At 70.5% G+C, this 17,810-nt stretch carries 13 protein-coding genes; 1 reads left to right on the top strand and 12 read right to left on the bottom strand.

From position 1 onward, the window contains the following. Nucleotides 1-47: 47 nt before the first annotated feature. Nucleotides 48-563 (bottom strand): peptide deformylase, encoded by a 516-nt coding sequence (gene def / locus JR064_RS20365; RefSeq protein ID WP_191825476.1) that lies wholly within the window; start codon nucleotides 561-563, stop codon nucleotides 48-50. Nucleotides 564-948: 385 nt separating this feature from the next. Between def and JR064_RS20370 the strand changes: the two genes are divergently transcribed. Then, nucleotides 949-1,965: a DUF4434 domain-containing protein gene (locus tag JR064_RS20370; RefSeq protein ID WP_206230937.1), complete on the top strand. Its 1,017-nt coding sequence runs from the start codon at nucleotides 949-951 to the stop codon at nucleotides 1,963-1,965. 18 nt (nucleotides 1,966-1,983) lie between these two features. Here JR064_RS20370 and JR064_RS20375 read toward each other — a convergent pair whose 3' ends face one another. From JR064_RS20375 to wecB, 11 genes are read right to left on the bottom strand one after another with little or no spacing between them, the layout of a single operon-like run. Further along, nucleotides 1,984-3,117 (bottom strand): acyl-CoA dehydrogenase family protein, encoded by a 1,134-nt coding sequence (locus JR064_RS20375; RefSeq protein ID WP_206230938.1) that lies wholly within the window; start codon nucleotides 3,115-3,117, stop codon nucleotides 1,984-1,986. Between the two features lie 3 nt (nucleotides 3,118-3,120). After that, nucleotides 3,121-3,801 carry an alginate O-acetyltransferase AlgF gene (locus JR064_RS20380; RefSeq protein ID WP_206230939.1) on the bottom strand — a complete coding sequence of 227 codons (681 nt, stop codon included), beginning with the start codon at nucleotides 3,799-3,801 and terminating at the stop codon, nucleotides 3,121-3,123. Next, a complete protein-coding gene (locus tag JR064_RS20385) occupies nucleotides 3,798-5,273 on the bottom strand; it encodes an AMP-binding protein (RefSeq protein ID WP_206230940.1) in 1,476 nt (491 codons plus the stop codon). Before JR064_RS20385 ends, JR064_RS20380 begins: the two co-directional genes overlap by 4 nt. 27 nt (nucleotides 5,274-5,300) lie before the next feature. Further along, on the bottom strand, nucleotides 5,301-5,531 hold the full coding sequence (locus JR064_RS20390; protein ID WP_009576418.1) for an acyl carrier protein: 231 nt from the start codon (nucleotides 5,529-5,531) through the stop codon (nucleotides 5,301-5,303). Nucleotides 5,532-5,544: 13 nt separating this feature from the next. Beyond that, nucleotides 5,545-7,125: an MBOAT family O-acyltransferase gene (locus JR064_RS20395; protein ID WP_206230941.1), complete on the bottom strand. Its 1,581-nt coding sequence runs from the start codon at nucleotides 7,123-7,125 to the stop codon at nucleotides 5,545-5,547. 13 nt (nucleotides 7,126-7,138) lie between these two features. Next, a complete protein-coding gene (locus JR064_RS20400) occupies nucleotides 7,139-8,263 on the bottom strand; it encodes an alginate O-acetyltransferase AlgX-related protein (RefSeq protein WP_241093193.1) in 1,125 nt (374 codons plus the stop codon). Between the two features lie 3 nt (nucleotides 8,264-8,266). Further along, nucleotides 8,267-9,259, bottom strand: coding sequence for an alginate O-acetyltransferase AlgX-related protein (locus tag JR064_RS20405; protein ID WP_206230942.1), 993 nt, complete (start codon nucleotides 9,257-9,259; stop codon nucleotides 8,267-8,269). A 50-nt stretch (nucleotides 9,260-9,309) separates the two neighbouring features. Next, a complete protein-coding gene (locus JR064_RS20410) occupies nucleotides 9,310-12,144 on the bottom strand; it encodes an NfrA family protein (protein WP_206230943.1) in 2,835 nt (944 codons plus the stop codon). Continuing rightward, nucleotides 12,141-14,285, bottom strand: coding sequence for a glycosyl transferase family protein (locus JR064_RS20415; protein WP_206230944.1), 2,145 nt, complete (start codon nucleotides 14,283-14,285; stop codon nucleotides 12,141-12,143). The genes JR064_RS20410 and JR064_RS20415 overlap by 4 nt, the downstream gene beginning before the upstream one ends. A gap of 6 nt (nucleotides 14,286-14,291) precedes the next feature. Further along, the gene (locus tag JR064_RS20420; protein ID WP_206230945.1) at nucleotides 14,292-16,514 is read right to left on the bottom strand and encodes a hypothetical protein; all 2,223 of its coding nucleotides are present in this window, start codon (nucleotides 16,512-16,514) and stop codon (nucleotides 14,292-14,294) included. After that, the gene (wecB, locus tag JR064_RS20425; RefSeq protein WP_179568469.1) at nucleotides 16,511-17,695 is read right to left on the bottom strand and encodes a non-hydrolyzing UDP-N-acetylglucosamine 2-epimerase; all 1,185 of its coding nucleotides are present in this window, start codon (nucleotides 17,693-17,695) and stop codon (nucleotides 16,511-16,513) included. The genes JR064_RS20420 and wecB overlap by 4 nt, the downstream gene beginning before the upstream one ends. Nucleotides 17,696-17,810 lie beyond the last annotated feature (115 nt).

Genomic DNA, 17,810 nt, shown 5'->3' on the forward strand with positions numbered 1-17,810 from the left:
GGTCGCGGCTGAAGCCACTCCTACAGGGGGAAACGCCGACCAAAGCGCTACAGCTCGTAGGACAGCACGTCCTCGAAGCCGAACTTGCCGAAGTCGCGGATCCGCGACGGGTACAGCCGGCCGATCAGATGATCGTGCTCGTGCTGCACCACCCGCGCATGGAAGCCTTCGGCCTCGCACACCACCGCGTTGCCGTCCGGGTCCAGGCCGCGGTAGCGGATCTGCCGGTAGCGCGGGATCACCGCGCGCAGCCCGGGAATGGACAGGCAGCCTTCCCAGCCATCCTCCAGTTCGTCGGACAGCGGCTCGATCTGCACGTTGGCCAGTGCGGTGCGCGGTACCGCCGGCGCATCGGGATAGCGCGCATTGCTGTCGAAGCCGAACACCATCAACTGCAGGTCCACTGCGATCTGCGGCGCGGCCAGGCCGACGCCGCGTGCGGCGTCCATGGTCTCGAACATGTCGGCGACCAAGGCGTGCAACTGCGCGCTGCCGAACGTATCGACCGGCTGCGCGATGCGCAGCAGGCGCTGGTCGCCCATGCGGATGATGTCGCGGATCATGCCCTGCTCCTGTGCCCGAGTGCTGCGCCGATTATCCGCCGACTGGCGCGCGCTTGCAGCCTGGTCCGGTCAGCGTGACCGTGGGTGTTCGCGGCTGCGGATGGGGCCGGGGCCGAGGCCCCTCCCACACTGCACCCGGCCGACCCTTCGCAAGTCCTGTGCAGCAGCGGTGGCCGGTGGTGTCGGCCGCCGTGTGGCGGCCTTTCCCAGCCGGCGTGCTTGGCGCCTCATCGAGCGGGACGCGAGGCCGGCACCGCGCGCCACTGCGAAATCCACCCGCAGCGGCGCGTTTGCGGCGACCGTCGTCGCATCGCGCATGCGGCGCGACGCGATTTTTCGTGGCGATGCTGTAGAACAACGACCTGGACTCCGCCGCGCGCAGGCAATGCACAACGATCGCCCTGGATCCTCTTTCTTCTCGCCGAGCCGGCGCGACCTGCTGCGGCTGGCCGTGCTGGCCCCGGCGGCGTTCGGACTGGGCCTGCTGCCGGGCTGTTCGAATCCGCCGCGTTTCGACGGCAGCTTCATCCAGCCGTGGCGCAGCCACCTGGACCTGGGCGCGCAGGACTGGCAACAGCACATGGCGCTCGCCCAGCGCCTGGGCTGCCGACAGATCGTGGTGCAGTGGGCCGGGCTGTACGGCAGCGGCGGCGATGCGGACTGGACCCTGCCGGACAGCACGCTGCAGCTGATCTTCTCCACGGCCGCCGCCGCCGGCCTGCAGGTGCGGGTCGGCCTGCCGTATCACAGCGGCTGGTGGAAGGCGCTGCAGGCGCCGGACCTGGCCACGCTGGATGCGTTCCTGGCGCTGACCCTGGACAACGCGCGCGCCTATCTGCAGGCCGCGCCGTGGCGCAGGCAGGCCAACTTCGACGGCTGGTACCTGCCGTACGAACTGGAACAGTTCCACTGGGCGCAGGACGCGCGGCAGCAGCGCCTGTGCAGCTGGTTGGCCGCGCTGTGCGCAGCGGCCAGCGCCGGCACCGAAAAGGTCACCGCGATCTCCACGTATTTCAGCCGGCTGCAGACCAGCGGTTCGCTGACGCAGCTGTGGAACCGCATCCTCGACCAGGTGCCGCTGCGGCCGATGGTGCAGGACGGCGTCGGCGTCGCCGGGCTGGACAACCTGGACGGCGTGGATCCGCTGCTGGCGTCGCTGCGCGCGCGCCAGGTCGCCTTCGACGTGGTGGTCGAACTGTTCGAGGAACTGCCCAGCTCGGCGGCCGACGGCAGCCACTTCCAGGCGCAGACCGCCGATGCCGCACGCATCCAGAAGCAGCTGGCGTGGGCGCAGCGCAGCGGCGCCGCCGGCATCTTCGCGTTCGCGCTGGACCCGTGGCTGTCGCAGGACTCGCCGCGTGCGCAGGCGCTGCGCCGGCAGTGGCGCGCCGGACGCCAATAGCCGCCCGCCGCGCGCCTGCTACAGGGCGCGGCCGATGATGTCGCGCAGGATCTCGCTGGTGCCGCCGAAGATGCGCAGCGCGCGCGCATCGGCCCAGGCGCGGCCGATGCCGTATTCGCTGCTGTAGCCGTACCCGCCGTGCAGCTGCAGCAGCGCGTCCAGCACCTGGCCCTGGATCTCGGTGGCGTTGAGCTTGGCCATCGCCGCGGTGGTCGCCTGCAGCCGGCCATGCATGTGCTCGCCCAGGCACTGGTCGAGGAAACTGCGCAGCATCGCCAGCCGCGACGCCGCGTCGGCGAGCACGAAACGGGTGTTCTGGTGGTCGATCAGGTGGCGGCCGAACGCCTTGCGCTGGCGCACGTAGGCCAGGGTCTGGTCGAGCATGCCTTCGGCCGAGGCCGCGGCGCGCAGCGCGATCGCCAGGCGTTCGGCGGCCAGTTGTTCGCCGAGGTAATCGAAGCCGCGCTGTTCCGCGCCGAGCAGGTGCGAGACCGGCACCGCCACGTCCTGGAAGAACAGCTCGCTGGTGTCCTGCGCGTGCTGGCCGATCTTGGCCATCGGCGCGCCGCGGACGACACCGGGCAGTGCGGTGTCGACGCAGAACAGGCTCAAGCCGCGCGCGCCCAGTTCCGGCGCCACGGTCGCCACCACCACCGCCACGTCGGCATTGCTGCCGTTGGTGATCCAGGTCTTCTGGCCGTTGAGCAGGTAGTGCTCGCCGTGACGCACGGCGCGGGTGCGGATCGCCTTGAGATCGCTGCCGGCGCCGGGCTCGGTCATCGCGATCGCGCCGATCGCCTCGCCGCGCGCCATCTTCGGCAACCACGCGTCGCGCACCGCGTCGCTGCCGTACTGCATCAGGTACGGCGCGACCATGTCCGAATGGATCGAGAAGCCGATGCCGAGGAAATTCGCCCGCGCCAGTTCCTCGATCACGCAGGCGGCATGCCCGGCGTCGCCGCCCAGGCCGTAGGGTTCGGGCAGCTGGCAGTTGAGCAGGCCGGCCGCGCCGGCCGCACGCCACAGCGCGCGCGGGGTGATGCCGTCGCGCTCCCACTGCGCGTAGTGCGGGGCGATCTGGCTGTCGATGAAACGCCGCACCTGCGCACGGAACAGCGTGTGGTCTTCGCGGAACACGGGGCGCTCGCGCATGGCTCAGCGTCCGAACGGATCGGTGCCGCTGAGCTGGCCCTGCAGCACCAGCGCATTGCCGCTGCCGCTCAGGAACAGGCTGTAGTGGTCGCCGGGCTGCAGCGACGGCAGCGCCAGCGGCACGCTGTCCTTGCTGCCGCACGTGGCGACCAGGCGGGCCTTGACCGGGTTGATCGCGCGCGCGCTGCTGGCGCCCGCGGCGACGGCCGGGAATACCACCGCGCCGTTGTCGGCGATCGCCAGCCGCGCCTGGCCGCAGCCGCCGGCCAGGTTGTAGAAGCGGATCTCGGCCTTGAGCGCGTCGCTGCTGCCGCCGCCATCGGCCAGCACCGCCAGCGGCCGCGACGGCGCGGCCGGGTCCAGCACCAGCGTGGTGAAGCTGCCCGCGGCGACCTGGGCCTGCTCGCGCGCCTTGCCGGCCACGCGCAGCGCGAACGGCTTGCCGCCTTCGACGATGGCGTAGCGGGTGGCGCGGGTGGCCGGACCGATGCGCTGTGCGGCGCCATTGCCGATGCCGACCTCGAGCGCGGCATCGCCCGGGTTGAGCACGCGCACGAACGCCGAACCGGCCGGCGGGCGCGCGGCGTACAGCTGCGCGAGGCGGCCTTCCGCGGCGCCCTGTTGGGCGGTGGCGGCCAGTGGCGCGAGCGCGGTGGCGGCAAGCAATGCGAGCATCAATTTCATCGTGGCGTTTCCTGGCTGCGGAGCGTGCGCGCCATGGCATAGCGCTGCTCCAGTTGTTTGCGATCGACCTTGTCGCTGTTGCCGGTGGGCAACGCGTCCACGGCGATCAGTTCGGAGGGAATCATGTAGGCCGGCACGCGGCGAGCGAGTTGCTGCTTCCAGTCCCGCAGCGCATCCGGCAGCGGCTGTACCGCGCCGACGCCCGGCACCGACAGTTCGACGAAGCCGATCATCCGCACCAGGCTGCCATCGGGCCGGCGCAGCACCACGGCAGCACCGGCGACCACGCCGTCCAGGGTCGACAGCGCCGCATCCACTTCGGCCAGTTCGATGCGATAGCCGTTGAGCTTGATCTGGTCGTCCCTGCGGCCGCGGAAGTAGAGCCGGCCCTGCGCATCGACCTCGCCCAGGTCGCCGCTGCGGTAGGCACGCTTGCCGTTGTGCTCGAACAGCACGCCCTGGTCGAGGTCGGGGCGGTCCAGATAGCCGCGCATCACGTGGTCGCCGGCCATGCAGATCTCGCCGGCGTCGAGGAAAATCTCGGCATACGGCTTGGCTACGCCGATCGGAAACGGGTTGGGTGCGGCCGCGCGCAGTGCGGCATCGATCTCCACCCAGGTGGTGGAACAGGTCGCTTCGGTCGGGCCGTAGGAGTTGACGATGCGCGCCTGCGGAAAGCGCGCCCACACCTCTTCGGCCACACGCGGGGTCAGCGACTCGGCGCCGAACACGAACACCTGCAGCGCGGGCAGGCGCTCGGCGCTGAAGCGCGGATTGAGCAGCTGCTGGCGCACGAACGAGGGCGTGGACGCCCACACCGCCACGTCGGACTGGCGCAGATGGTCGACGAAACGGTCGCTATCGGCGATCACCTCGCGCGGGCACAGCACGCAGCACCCGCCCAGACCGAGCGCGCCGCACAGGTCGAACAGCGAGAAATCGAAGTTGAACAGCATCTGGTTGAGGAAGGCCGGCGCCGGCCCCAGCGCCAGGCAGTCGCGGATCCAGCCGGCGAACAGGGCCACGCTGTCGCGGCCGATCTGCACGCCTTTGGGATCGCCGGTGCTGCCGGAGGTGAACATGATGTAGGCCAGCTCCGGCACCGCCAGCGCGCGCGCGTCGTCGGCACCAGGGCCGAACGCATCGGTGGCGGCGTCGTAGACCGCGGCGGCATGCACCAGCGCGACGATGCGCTGCAACCGCGCCGGCGGATTGATGGTGTCCACCGGCACATAGGTCACGCCCAGCTGCAGGCAGCCGAGCATGGCCACCACGAAGGCGGACTGCTTGTGGCCCCAGATCACCAGCGCATGGCCCGGCTGCACGCCAGCGCGCTGCGCGCGGGCGGCCCACTCCTGCGTGGCCTGGTACACCCCGGCCCAGTCCAGCACGCCGTCTGCATCGCGCAGCGCGGGCGCCTGCGCGGCGTGTTCGCGCTCGACGAAACGGCATCGCTCGAAATCAAAGCGCATGCATGCGGCTCCTGGCGCGGTCCGCGCTCAACGCCGGTGCGCGGCCACGTACTCGGCCAGCACCTGCACCGATTCGACCAGCGTGTCGATCTCGTCGATCGGCAGGGTCACGCCGAGACGGTCCTTGACCTCGACCATCAGCTGCACCTTGGACATCGAATCGAATAACGATTCCATGTATTCGTCGGGCTGCACGCGGGTGCCGATCACGCTCTCGACGATGTCGCTCAGCTGGGTCTGGAGGGTCTGCATGTCCATGGGGTTCACCTTGTCAGAACTGGAAATAGAGGAAACGCGATGCCTTGTGCAGGCTCGACAGGCACAGCACGAGCAGCGACAGCATCGCCAGCAACCACGGCAGGTTGGGCTGCCAGCGCATCCACGCGCGCGGCGCCGGGTTCGGCTTGCTCAACGCGGGCGAGTACACGCCCATGATCTGGTGCGCGTTCGGCGCCAGCCATACAAGCGCCAGCAGCAGCGCGATGTACAGCAACTGCACGTGGTGGCCGATCAGCAGGCGCCAGGCATCGCCCAGGCCCATGCCGGCGATATGGCCGAGGCCGTGCAGGCTTTCCGCGCCGCGCAGGCCGGCCATGCCCTGCACCAACTTCCATGCATCGCCCACGCCATCGGCGCGGAAGAACGCCTGCGCCACCAGCACCGCAGCGAAGGTCAGCAACAGGTAACCGACATGCTGCAGCGGATTGAACGTGCGCAGCGCCGCCGGCGTGCGGCCGACGACGAAGATGCGCCAGGCATGGTTGATCGCCAGGTAGGCGGCATGCAGCAGACCGAAGATCAGGAACTGCAGGCCGGCGCCATGCCAGATGCCGGCCAGGCCCATCGCCCACACCGTGGGCAGCACGATCAACGACAGGAAGCCGCCCGCCGAGGCCACCGCGGCCGGGCCGCTGGCGCGCCCGTGGCGGCTGCGCCAGCGCGTCACCGCCATCGCCACCGGGTAGTACAGGTAGGCGGTGATGTAGCGGGTCAGGGTCATGTGCCAGCGCGACCAGAAGTCGATCACGCTGGTCGCCTTGTACGGCGAATTGAAGTTGAGCGGGAAGCGGATGCCGAACATCCGCGCCAGCCCCAGCGCCATGTCCGAGTAGCCGGAGAAATCGAAATACAGCTGCAGCGCGTAGCTCAACGCGGTGGCCCATGCGCCCCACAACTGCAGCTCGCCGGTGCTGGCGAAACCGGCGTCGGCGTACGGCGCGATGCTGTCGGCCAGCAACACCTTCTTGGCCAGGCCGATCACGAACAGCATGCCGCCGACTGACAGGTTGTCGGCGTGGAAGCGGTAGGTCTCGCGCCTGCTGAACTGCGGCATCATTTCCTTGTGGTGGAGGATGGGGCCGGCGATCAGGTGCGGGAAGAAGGTCACGAACAGCACGTAGCTGAGCGGGCTGCGGTCGTTGACCAGGCCGGCGCGGCAGTCGAGCAGGTAGCCGATCTGGGTGAAGGTGAAGAAGGAAATGCCCAGCGGCAGGATCAACGCATCCATCGGGCCGATGTCGACGCCCAGGTCGTGCGCGAAGGTGACCATGGCCGCGACGTACTTGTAGTGCATCAGCAACGCCAGGTCGGCGACCACGCCCAGCGCGACCACCAGCAGTTGCAGCCGTGGCCGCTGGGCCAGCGCCAGCACGAGCAGGCTGACCAGGTAATTGAACACGATCGAGCCGAGCAGCAGCACCACGAACTGCGGATTCCACCAGCCGTAGAACACGATCGAGGCCACGCACAGCCACAGCGCGGCCAGGCGCGGCTGCAGCGCACCGAGCAGGTAGTGCACGCCCAGCGCGATCGGCAGGAACAGCAGCAGGAACAGGAAGGAGTTGAACAGCATCGTCGGTCGGCGCTCAGTCGATCCCGGCCAATGCCGCCTGCTCGCCATCGGTCAGCGGCAAGGACAGGGCCATTTCGGAGAATTCCCAGATCACCAGCTTCAGGCTCGGCGGCCATTGCGCGCGCTGCGGCCAGGCCGCCAGCAGCGCGCCGGAGAACTGGCCGCCGTCCAGGCTCTGGTTCCACACTTCGCGGCTCAGGGCATTGCCCAGGCGCTCGCCGAACAGGCTGCGACGCCCGTTGGAGCTGCCCAGCAGCAGCACCTCCACCGGCGGTGTGTCGTCGAGCAGACCGCCGCCGCGCAGCGGCGCGATGCTCTGCTCCGGTTCGCGATCCAGCGCCGGGCGCCAGGCCGGCGGCGCGTGCTCCAGGCCGGCCAGCACGATCAGGTCGCCCATCCGCGGCGTCGGCGCGCCGGGCGCGGCGACGGCGAAGGCCTGCCCGCCGCGCCCGCCGAGCAGCGGCAGCGCGGAGGCGGCTACCGCATCGGCCGCGCGCTGCGCGCCGATCCGGTTCATGTGCACGTCGGTGCGGAAGAACACCGGCACGTCGCCGGCCTGCAGCACCGGCAGCAGGTCGGTCGAGGCCACGCCCGCGGCGGCCAGCGCCTGTTGCCATTGCCCCAGCCGCGCGCGCATCGGCGCCGAATAGCCCAGGCCGCAGGTGTGCGCCTGCTCGATCCGTGATTTGTCCGGCACCACCACCACCAACAGCTGCACACCCTGCGCCTGCAACTGCCGCGACCAATGCCGCATCAGCCGCACGCGCTGCGCGAACACCGCTTCGCCGGCCGCCGCCGGCGGACGCAGGCCATCGCGGTAGAACAACCAGCCCGGGCAACCCAGCGCGACCTGCGGCCCCGCATCGCCGAGCAGCCGATAGCGCAACGCCGCGCCGACCAGATCGGCGCGCGCCTGCAACGGCAGCTGCAACGCCGCATCGATCGCACGGCCGGCCGCGCCATCGCTCCAGCGCGCCGGCGCCAGCGACGCCGCCGGCAGCGGCGCGCAGCCAAGCAGCCAGCCGCCGCACGCCAGGCCGGCGAGCAGCAGCACCACCAGCACCGCGGCCGTGGCGAAGTGCGCACGCGCCGGCGCGGCCGGCGGCAGGGGCGCGGGCGCGCCGGGACGTGCAGGCATCGGCTACTTTCCCACGGCCTTGTGCAGGCGCGCCTGCCACTGCGCCGCGCTCATGATCGAGGCGTTGTCCCACTGCCCGCGCGCATCCGGGCCCTGCGCATAGGACGGCTCGAACATCTGCCACACCAGCACCTGCGGCCTGGCCTTCTGGAACTCGGGCGATTCCAGGTATTCCAGCAGCATCGCCCAGGGACCGACGTTGCCGGGCTTCCAGTTCACCGAGACCGGGCGATCCAGCAGGTTGGACAGTTTCTGCGGGAAGCCGAAATACGGCTGCACCATGCTGTGCCCGGTGACATGCAGCGGCGCCGGCGCATCGTCCAGCAGCGCCTGCTGCTCGGACTGGCGGCGCACGCTGAAGGTGTCGCGGCCGATCGCCTTGCGCTGCGCATCGGTCAGGAACAGTTCGGCCAGATCGCCGAAGCGGCGCTCGGTGATCTCGCTGCCCAGGGCCATGCCGGTGCCGTCCTGGCCCTGCAGCCGCGGCACGCGCTGGCGGACCTGCGCGGCCACCGCCACCGCCACCGCGTCGGCCGCCGGCTGGGTCCAGTGCTGGTCGCTGCGGTAGAACACCTCCTGCCCGCCCTGCTTGACCTGGCGCAGCACCTGCAGCGCATCCACCGCCGGCACCTGCGCCTTGCCCAGGCCATCGTGAATCAGCGCATAGCGCCCGCGCACCGCATCGCTCATGCGCTTGCCGTCGGGCAGCTTGTCCTCGTAGAACAGGGCCTTGTCCGGCAACACCAGCACGTCCAGCTCCACGCCGGCCGCGGCCAGCGCGGTACGGGCTTCGGCGATCAACGCGGTATTGCGCTCGATCGCCGCGCCATCGACCTCGGTCAGGCTGCCCCAGGCAGGGAACAACCAGCCGTCCTTGCCGACCAGCACGATCGAGGAATCCTGCGCGGCGGCGGCGGCCGGAGCCGGAGCCTGGGCCAGCGCCGGCACGGCGGCGAACGCGCACAGCAGGCCCAGCCACAGGGCACGCGTACGCATGGGAACAATCGGGGCGACAGCATCGGTCATGGCGGTTCTTTCGGCAGGTGTCAGTAGTTGAAGGTGGCGGTGGCGAACAGGCCCTTGGCCCGCTGGGAATCGCCGCCGCCGAATGCGAAGCGGTACTGCACGCTCAGGTCCAGCGAGGAGCGCGCCGCGTTGTAACGGTCCTCGCGGAACCAGTAGCGCACGCCGAGGCCGGGGCCGGCGCCCAGGGACCAGCTGCGATCGGTGTCGGACAGGGCGAACGCCTGCTCGCCGATCAGCGGGTAGTCGATGCCGCTGACCCGCGAGCGCTGGTCGAGCCAGTCCGCGGCCACCACCAGATACGGATTGAGCACCCAGCGGGTCTGCTCGGCGCCGAACCGGTAGCTGCGGCCGGCACGCAGTTCCGCGGCGGCGAACGCTTGCGTGCGGTGCAGGCGGCCATCGGAGTCGAGCAGGGTTTCCACCGGCGCGCCGGTGGTGTCCAACCGATCCACGCTGAAGCGCGCGCGGTTGTCGTCCCAGCTGTAGCCGGCCTGCGCATAGCCGCTCAGCGTCCACCACTGGTTGACGTCGGTGCGCACGCCGGTGCCGTGATAGAAGCCGTAGGTCAGGTACGACATCCAGCCGCCGGCATGGTCGTCCAGGCGATAGCGCGCCAGCGTGTTGATCTGCTGCGGCTGGTTGGAATCGCGCTGGATGCGGCACTGGATCGCGGCCGCGTCCGGATAGACGCCGCCGCTGCGGGTGCCGCTGCCGAGGAACTGGCGGCGCTCGATGCCGGCGCTCAGGCCGGTGCGACCGAACGCGTAGCGCACGCCGAACGATCCGACGGTGGAGGGCCAGCCGGCGCTGGAACGCGAGCGGCTCAAACGCTCGGCACGGGCGCGCGCGTCCTCGGTGGCTTCGCCGGTGCACGGGTCGACGGCGCGCACGGATTCGAACGTGCCGCCCTCGTCGTACAGCGTGTTGGCCGCGCGCGCATACGCTTCGAGCGTGCCATGGCGGTTGTTGAGCGCCGCGGGCCGCCAGAACGCCTCCAGCGTGCTGAACACCGAATCGCCGGGGGTGCTGATCGCCGTGCCGCCCAGGTTGCTCGCGGCCTGGCGCGCGCCGCGGTAGCCGGCCGAGGCGGTGATGCCCCACTCGCGCCCGAGGTTGGCGATCGAACTGCGCGTGTTGTAGCGCTGCGCCGTGTCCAGCGGCAACGCGCCCTGGTCGGCGCGGTCGATCGCGCTGCGCAGCAGCGCCACCGCCTGCGCGTTGTCGCCGTTGGCGGCGCTGGCATAGGCCTGGTCGAGCACCACGCTGGGCGGTGCCTTGCCGGTGGCCTCGGCCGCGCGGAAATCGTCGAGCGCCTGCGCCGGTTGCCCGTCGCGCTGCTGCAGGTAGCCGCGCTGCATCAGCAGCCCGGCATCGGCCGGGCGCTGGCCCAAGGCCCTGTCCAGGCGCTGCCGCGCCTGCGCGCGTTGCGCACGGTCGCCGGCGGCCAGCGCGGTGGTGAGCAGGTTCTGCAGACTGGCGTTGTCCGGGTTCTCCTGCAGCGCGCGCTGCGCTTCGCGGATGGCCTCCTGGTAATCGCGCCGTCCGTAGGCGGCGTAGGCGCGCTGCGCGGCGCTGCCGGTGCCCTGCAGGTCGGCCGGCGTCAGTTCGCACTGGGTGCCGTACGGCGTATCGCGGCATTGCTGGAACGGCGCCGGGTACGTCGCCAGGGTCAGCGACGGCGCCGGGCGCGCGCTGCGCAGCGCCTTCTCGCGCTGGGCGATGGCCTGGCCGAACTGCTTGCGCGCAGTCTCGTCCGCGCCGGCCAGCGGATCGGCCTGCAACGGCTGCAGCAGGCGCGCGCCACGTGCACGATCGCCCGCAGCGATCGCCGCATCCACCGCCAGCAGGCGCACGTTGCGCTGCTGCTGCGGATCCAGCCAGTCCTGGCGCAGGGCCGCGTCGAAATCGGCATTGGCCTGGTCGGTATGCAACTGGCGCTGGCGCAGATACGCGCGCATCACCAGCGCCACGGTGTCTTCGCTGTCGTTGTCCAGCGCCGCGTCGGCAGTGGCCTCGGCGGCGGGCAACTGCCCGTCCAGCAGTTGCGCGGTCATCAGCAGCAGGCGATGCGAGGCCACGTCCGGCGCATACGCCACCGCTTGCCGGGCGTACCCGGCGGCGGTGGCGAAGTCCTGTTCGATCAACGCCTGGTAGCCCTGCTGTGCCGGCTTGACCGCGCGCTGGCGGCCCAGCGCCACGCGCTTGGCCTGCAGGTCGGCGACATTCGGCGCGCCCAGCTGGATCGCCGCGGCGGCGGCGGCCTCGGCCTGTTCGAACTGCTGCCGGGCCTCCAGCGCGGCCACCCACAGCACCGCCCAGGCGCCCTGCTGCGGCTGCTGGCGGAAGGCCTGTTCGGCCTTGTCCGCGGCCTCGGCCATGCGATCGTTGTTGTAGGCGTCGTAAGCCTCGGTGGCGAGCGCGAACGCGCGCCGGTAGGCCTGCTCGGCCGGGCTCGGATGCGCGCTGGCGCGTGGCGCGGATGCACCGCCGGCACGCGCAGCCGTCGCGGTGGCGGGTGCCGCGTTCGCGCTGGCCGCCAAGTGCGGCAATGCCGGATCCTGCAGCCCGTCGGCGAGCGCACGGCGCGCCTGCGCGCGCGCTTCGTCGCCGCGACCCAGCTTCTGCAGCGCGTAGATCTGCAACAGGCGCAGGCGCACCACGTCCGGGCGCAGCCGCGCCGCTTCGGCCGCCTGGCGATTGGCCTGCTGGTAATCGCCGCGGGCGTAGGACGCGTAGGCATCCTCGGCGATGCGATAGGCGGCGCCGGCCAACGGCAGTTGCTGCGCGTGCGCGGTGGCGCTACCCAGGCCGAGCAGGCTCAGGGCGATCACGCTGGAGAGCAGGCTGATTCTCATGCGCTCAGCTCTCCGCCGCTGCTGTACTGGGGGTTGGCCGCACGGCGATGCTGCTCGCGCACGGCGGCGGCGATCGCCGCCTGGGTGGCGACGCCGTGCTTGACCAGGTAGTCGCCGATGCGGCCGTCGCGTTGCGGCCTGTATTCGTCAAGCACGCGCTCGAACTGGTCGCGCGCGATCAGGCGCAGTTCCACCAGCAGATCGCCCAGCAGCGGCACCGCGTCGACGCGGTAGCTTTCGCCGCTGATCAGGCGCAGGCCGGCGTTGATTTCGCTTTCGCGCGCGATCGCCTGTCGCAGCACGCTCGCGTCCAGGTCGTGCAGCAACCGTTGCTGCTCCTCTTCGGACAATGCGTTGGAGACCGCGACCGCCACTTCGCCGGGCACGTCCGACGGCAGCGGCAGCAGCCGCCATTGCACGCAGGCCTGCACCGACAACGGGAACTGCCCGGCCTGCAGATACGCCACGTCGATCGCCGCGCGCGGCAGATCGCCCTGGAAGGCGATGGCTTCGGCCAGGGTTTCGTCGTCCAGCCAGCCCTGCGCCACCAGGATCCGTCCCAGCGGTTGCTGGCGTCCGCCCTCCTGCTGGCGCAGCGCCTGCACCAGGCGCTCGGGCTCGACCGCTTCCCAGGTTGTCAGCAGTTCGCCCAGGCGCCTGCGGGTATGCACCAGCTGCGCGGCGCTGGGGAAATCGTGCATGGTCTTGTCCCACACCATGCGCTTGCCGAACAGCAGGTACAGCAGGAACAGGCGCCAGGCGCGCGCGGTGGCCATGAAGTTGATCATGTTGCCGACCACCATGCGCGGGATCGACATCAGCGCATGTTCCCAGCCGTACAGGCGGTTGACGAAGTAGAAGCGCTGCGCCACGCGCGTGGCCAGCGCGGCGGTGGTCAGCAGCGCCACGTTCATCTGCCAGGTGCCGCGCTGGAAGATGGTCGGGAACTGGGTCTCCCACGCGCCGGCGACCTTGAGCAGCCAGAACAGCAGCAACTGCAGGAAGATCAGATAGGCGAACACGCTGACGAACGAGGTGACGATGCCCTTGCGGTCGCGCGCGAGCAGGTACTTGGTCGCCAGCGAACCGCGCCAGCCCAGCGTTTCCCAGCTCTGCAGGCCGATGCCCAGCACCCAGCGCGCCTTCTGCCGGTACGAGGCGCGGAAGTTGTCGGGGAAGTATTCGCGCACGCACAGCGCCATGTGCAGGGTGCGCTCGCGCACCGGGCCCCAGCCGAACCACGACGGGCGGCGCACGCGGAACTGCACCGGGAAGCGCGCGAAGATCGAGTGCATGCCCATCGCCGCCAGGCGTGCGCCGACGTCGTAGTCCTCGGTCAGGCTGTCGGTGTTGAACGGCTGGTTGTCGCTGGCCTCGCTCAGCGCCAGCAGCGCCTTGCGCGAGAAACAGGTGCCGACGCCGGCCGACGGCACCATGCCGGACACGCTTTCGCGCACCACCAGGTCCTTGGCGTGCCATTCGGCGAATTCGTCCATGTACACGCCGGCCACCAGCTCGTACCACTCGCGGTCCAGCGAGGTCACCGGCAACTGGATCATGTCCTTGCGCGGCAGCAGGTAGTTGAAGAAGCGCAGCTCCATCGGGTGCAGCACGTCCTCGCTGTCGTGCAGGACCACGCCGGCGAACTCAATGTCGTTCTGCTTCTCGTACTCGAAGATCGCCAGGACCAGCCAGTTCAGGCAGTCGGCCTTGCTGGTCGGGCCGTCGTGCGGCACCTCGATGCGGCGCATGCGCTTGTAGCGGCGGCGCATGCGTTCCACTTCGGCGATGGTCTGCGCGTCGTTGGGATAGGTGCCGACGAAGACCACGTAGTCGTGGTAATCGAGCACGTCGATCATGTTCTCGACCATCTGCCCGATCACGTCGAACTCGGCCCAGGCCGGCACCATGATCGCCAGCGTCTGTTCCGGCCGCTGCAGCAGGTCCTGCTGGGTCAGCGGCCGGTATTCGCTGCGCTGCTTGAGGATCACGCTGCGCCAGATTTCGCGCGCCCAATACCAGGCATCGATGAACAGGTCGTCGAGGCTGGAGATCAGGATCACCACCGCGACCACCACGGCCGCCGTCTCCAGGAAGGCGTAGTAGTTGGCCAGGTAGATGTTCCAGTACAGACCGTCCACAGGCGATCAGTGCCCGTTGGTCTGCGCGGACTTGCGGCGGCGACGCACCTGCACCACCCGCGCGGCCAGCAGCATGAACACGATCACGCCCACCAGCACCACCAGCCACACCATGTGCTGCTGCCACAGCGGCTGCGGGTTGCTCTGCTCGGCCATGCGCGCGCCGGTAGGGTCCTGACCGTCGAAGTCCTGCACCACGCCGTCGGCATCCAGCAGCGCCAGATTGCCGCGGATCAGCCGGAACGGTTCGGCGATCTGCGGCCCCTGCGTGCCCAGCTCGCGGTAGATCACCCCGGTGTGGGCGCCGCTGCCGACCACTTCGACCAGCGCGGCGCGATCGAGTCCGGCCAGGTCCAGCAGCACCTGCTTGCCCGGGCCGGACACCACCAGCTTGCCGTCGCGCACCGCCCCGCTCTGCGCCAGCCCCTGCGGCGCCAGCACGAAGCTGAGGTAGGCACCGGTCGGCGCGATCGCGGTCCCGGCATCGCCGACCTTCAGCACCGCCTGCATCGGCGAGGCGCCGGTCGCGCCGGCGAGATGGATCACCTTGGCCAGCGAAGCCGGCGCGTCCTGCAGCCAGCTACTGGGCACGAACACCTCGTGCGCGCCGGCCAGCTGCGAGGCCGCGCCGACGAAATCGGCGGCGAGGCTGCGATCGGCCAGACGGATGTGGCTGCTGGGCAGCACCGACACCGGATAGCCGGTGGCCGGATCATGGCAGTACGGACGCGCCGGCTGGCGCAGGAAGCTGATCCGCACCTGGTTGCGCGCGGCCAGCGCGAAGCTCGGCACCTTGGCGACCAGGCGCTGCGGCTTGCCGTCGGCATCGAGCACCTTGGCGCCCAGCAGGTAGTCGTTGAAGAAGATCGAGGCGACCGCGCCCTGCCCGGCCGGGTTCGGCGCCGCGCTGACGTCGACCACCACTTCGCTGGGCAGGCGTCCTTCGCTGGACAGCGCGCCCAGGTCGAAGTTCGCGGTGCGGTCGCCGCGCGAGACGATGTCCTGGGTCCCGGCCATGTCGCCGAGGCGGCCGAGCAGCACCACGTCCTTGTCGGCCGGCGGCAGCAGCGCGGTGCTCACCAGCAGCGCACGGCCCTGCGCATAGCCGCGCCATTGTTGGGTCAGCAGGCCGGCGACCTTGGCGCCGGCGCCGCTGGCGACCAGCAGGGTCGGATGCCCGCCGACCAGCGCCACCTGCACCGACGCGGTGCCGGCCGGCTGTTCGAACCCGGCCATGTCGGCCTTGCGCCACGCGGCGAACGCGCCAGCCGCGTCCGGCGCGGCGCTGGCGACCTGGGCGCCCAAGGCATCCAGCGCGGCGCGCACGCCGGCGCGCAACGGATCGCTCAGCACCGCCACGTCGACCGCCAGCGGACCGCCATCGCCGAGCGACAGCAGCGCGCCGACTTCGGCCAGGCTGCCGATGCGGTGGCTGGCGCTGCCGTCGGCCAACGCCGCGTAGGCGGGGATGCCGGCCAGGCTGGCCGGGATCGCCAGCCCGCGCAGGTCCACGCTCGCGCCCACCGCCGGCAGCGCGACCACGTCGACGCGCTTGCCGCCGTTCTCCAGCGCCGTGCCCACGCGCCACGCGGTGTCGTAGCTTTGCACGCTGGTGGCGCGGCCTTCCACCAGCAGCCGCACCGTGGCCGGCAACGCGCCCCAGGCCTTGGCCACGGTGTCGATCGCGCGGCCGTCGAAGCGGTAGCTGAAGCGCGAATCCGGCGACAGCCGCAGCACGTTGGCCGGTGCGCTCTGATCGGCGCACTGGTATTCGGAGACCACCGACCACCAGCCCACGCCGAAGCGCACGAAGCCGTTGGGGCGGGCGAAACCGTCGATGCCGATCAGCTGGCTGACGTCGCCCTGGGCATCGGTGATCGAACGCGCCGACACCGGGTCGCCGTCGATCGACAGCAGGCTGGAGGTGCGCCCGGTATGCCCACGCACGTAGCGCGCATCGACCTGCAACTGCGCATCGCGGGTCGGCACGCCGGCCGGCACCGGCAGGTAGATGTCGCGCTGGCTTTCCTGGCCGCTGAGCACCAGCGGCTGCTTGAAGCCCAGCTCACGCAGGGTCATCGAGCGGGTGACCGTGGTGGCGCCGGCCCACTCGCCGAACTGGCCGGCGACGGAATCGGCGGCAGCGGCAGGAGTCAGCGCGGTCGACAGGACCAAGGCCAGCGGCAGACCCTGGGGGAAACGGGCGGTGGAACGGCGGGTCTGGGTCATGGCGTCGATTCTGAAAAAAGAGGGAGGTGGGACACCGGCGCGGCGCGGCCGGGCACGAAACTGTCGAAGGACTGGCCGCGCAGCGCGGCCACGATCCGCGCCGAGGCGCGGCCATCGCCGTAGGGGCTGGCGTGGGGCAGGAACCGCGCGGGCCGCGCCGGCAACTCGCAGGCCGCCGCGACCGCGGCCACGATCCGCGCCGGATCGGTGCCGACCAGGGTCACCACCCCGGCCTGGACCGCCTCGGGGCGTTCGGTGACGTCGCGCATCACCAGTACCGGCTTGCCCAGTGCCGGCGCTTCTTCCTGCACGCCGCCGGAATCGGTCAGCACCACGTGCGCGTGCTGCATCAGCCGCACGAAGGCGAGGTAGTCCTGCGGCGCGATCAGGTGCACGTTGTCCAGCCCGCCCAGCTGCGCGCGGACCGGGCCCTGCACGTTCGGATTCAAATGCACCGGGTAGACGATCTGCAGGTCCTTGCGCTGCGCCAGTTCGGCCAGCGCGCGGCAGATGTTGGCGAAGCCGTCGCCGAAACTTTCGCGGCGATGCCCGGTGACCAGCAGCAACTTGCGCTGCGCATCCAGGAACGGGAACTGCGCATCCACCGTGGTGCGCAGCACGGCATCGCGCTCGAGCCGCTCGACGGTCAGTTGCAGCGCATCGATCACGGTGTTGCCGGTGACGCTGATGCGGCCGGACAGGTTTTCCTGCCGCAGGTTGTCGCGCGCGCTGGCGGTGGGCGCGAACAGATGGTCGGCGACCACGTCGATCACCCGCCGGTTCATTTCTTCCGGCCACGGCTGCTGCAGATTGCCGGTGCGCAGGCCCGCTTCGACGTGGCCGACCGGAATGCGCCGATGGAAGGCGGCCAGCGCGGCGGTCATCGCGGTACTGGTATCGCCGTGCACCAACACGCGGTCCGGCTGCACCTGCGCATACAGGGCATCGAGCCTGGCGAACAAGCGCGAACACAGGCCGTTGAGGGTCTGGTCGGCCACCATCACATCGAGGTCGTGATCGGGCTGGATCGCGAACAACGCCATCACCTGATCCAGCATCGCCCGATGCTGTCCGGTGATGCAGACCAGGGAGTCGATCTCCGGCGCGGCGTGCAGCGCGCGGACCAGCGGCCCCATCTTGATCGCCTCGGGGCGCGTACCAAAAACGCAAAGAACCTTCACCCACCACTCCATTGGCCACAAACAACAGTGACCATCGTCACACAAAATGTGCGAACTGATGTGTACAAATCGTGCGGATCGCAGGGGGATGCCCGCGGTCGCCGCTAGCATCGGC

Origin of the sequence: Xanthomonas bonasiae, assembly GCF_017163705.1 — a bacterium.
GTDB classification, from domain to species: domain Bacteria; phylum Pseudomonadota; class Gammaproteobacteria; order Xanthomonadales; family Xanthomonadaceae; genus Xanthomonas_A; species Xanthomonas_A bonasiae.

Coding starts and splice junctions, on each gene's coding strand:
- def (WP_191825476.1), bottom strand. CDS start 563: ATGATCCGCGACATCATCCGCATGGGCGACCAGCGCCTGCTGCGCATC.
- JR064_RS20370 (WP_206230937.1), top strand. CDS start 949: ATGCACAACGATCGCCCTGGATCCTCTTTCTTCTCGCCGAGCCGGCGC.
- JR064_RS20375 (WP_206230938.1), bottom strand. CDS start 3,117: ATGCGCGAGCGCCCCGTGTTCCGCGAAGACCACACGCTGTTCCGTGCG.
- JR064_RS20380 (WP_206230939.1), bottom strand. CDS start 3,801: ATGAAATTGATGCTCGCATTGCTTGCCGCCACCGCGCTCGCGCCACTG.
- JR064_RS20385 (WP_206230940.1), bottom strand. CDS start 5,273: ATGCGCTTTGATTTCGAGCGATGCCGTTTCGTCGAGCGCGAACACGCC.
- JR064_RS20390 (WP_009576418.1), bottom strand. CDS start 5,531: ATGGACATGCAGACCCTCCAGACCCAGCTGAGCGACATCGTCGAGAGC.
- JR064_RS20395 (WP_206230941.1), bottom strand. CDS start 7,125: ATGCTGTTCAACTCCTTCCTGTTCCTGCTGCTGTTCCTGCCGATCGCG.
- JR064_RS20400 (WP_241093193.1), bottom strand. CDS start 8,263: ATGCCTGCACGTCCCGGCGCGCCCGCGCCCCTGCCGCCGGCCGCGCCG.
- JR064_RS20405 (WP_206230942.1), bottom strand. CDS start 9,259: ATGCGTACGCGTGCCCTGTGGCTGGGCCTGCTGTGCGCGTTCGCCGCC.
- JR064_RS20410 (WP_206230943.1), bottom strand. CDS start 12,144: ATGAGAATCAGCCTGCTCTCCAGCGTGATCGCCCTGAGCCTGCTCGGC.
- JR064_RS20420 (WP_206230945.1), bottom strand. CDS start 16,514: ATGACCCAGACCCGCCGTTCCACCGCCCGTTTCCCCCAGGGTCTGCCG.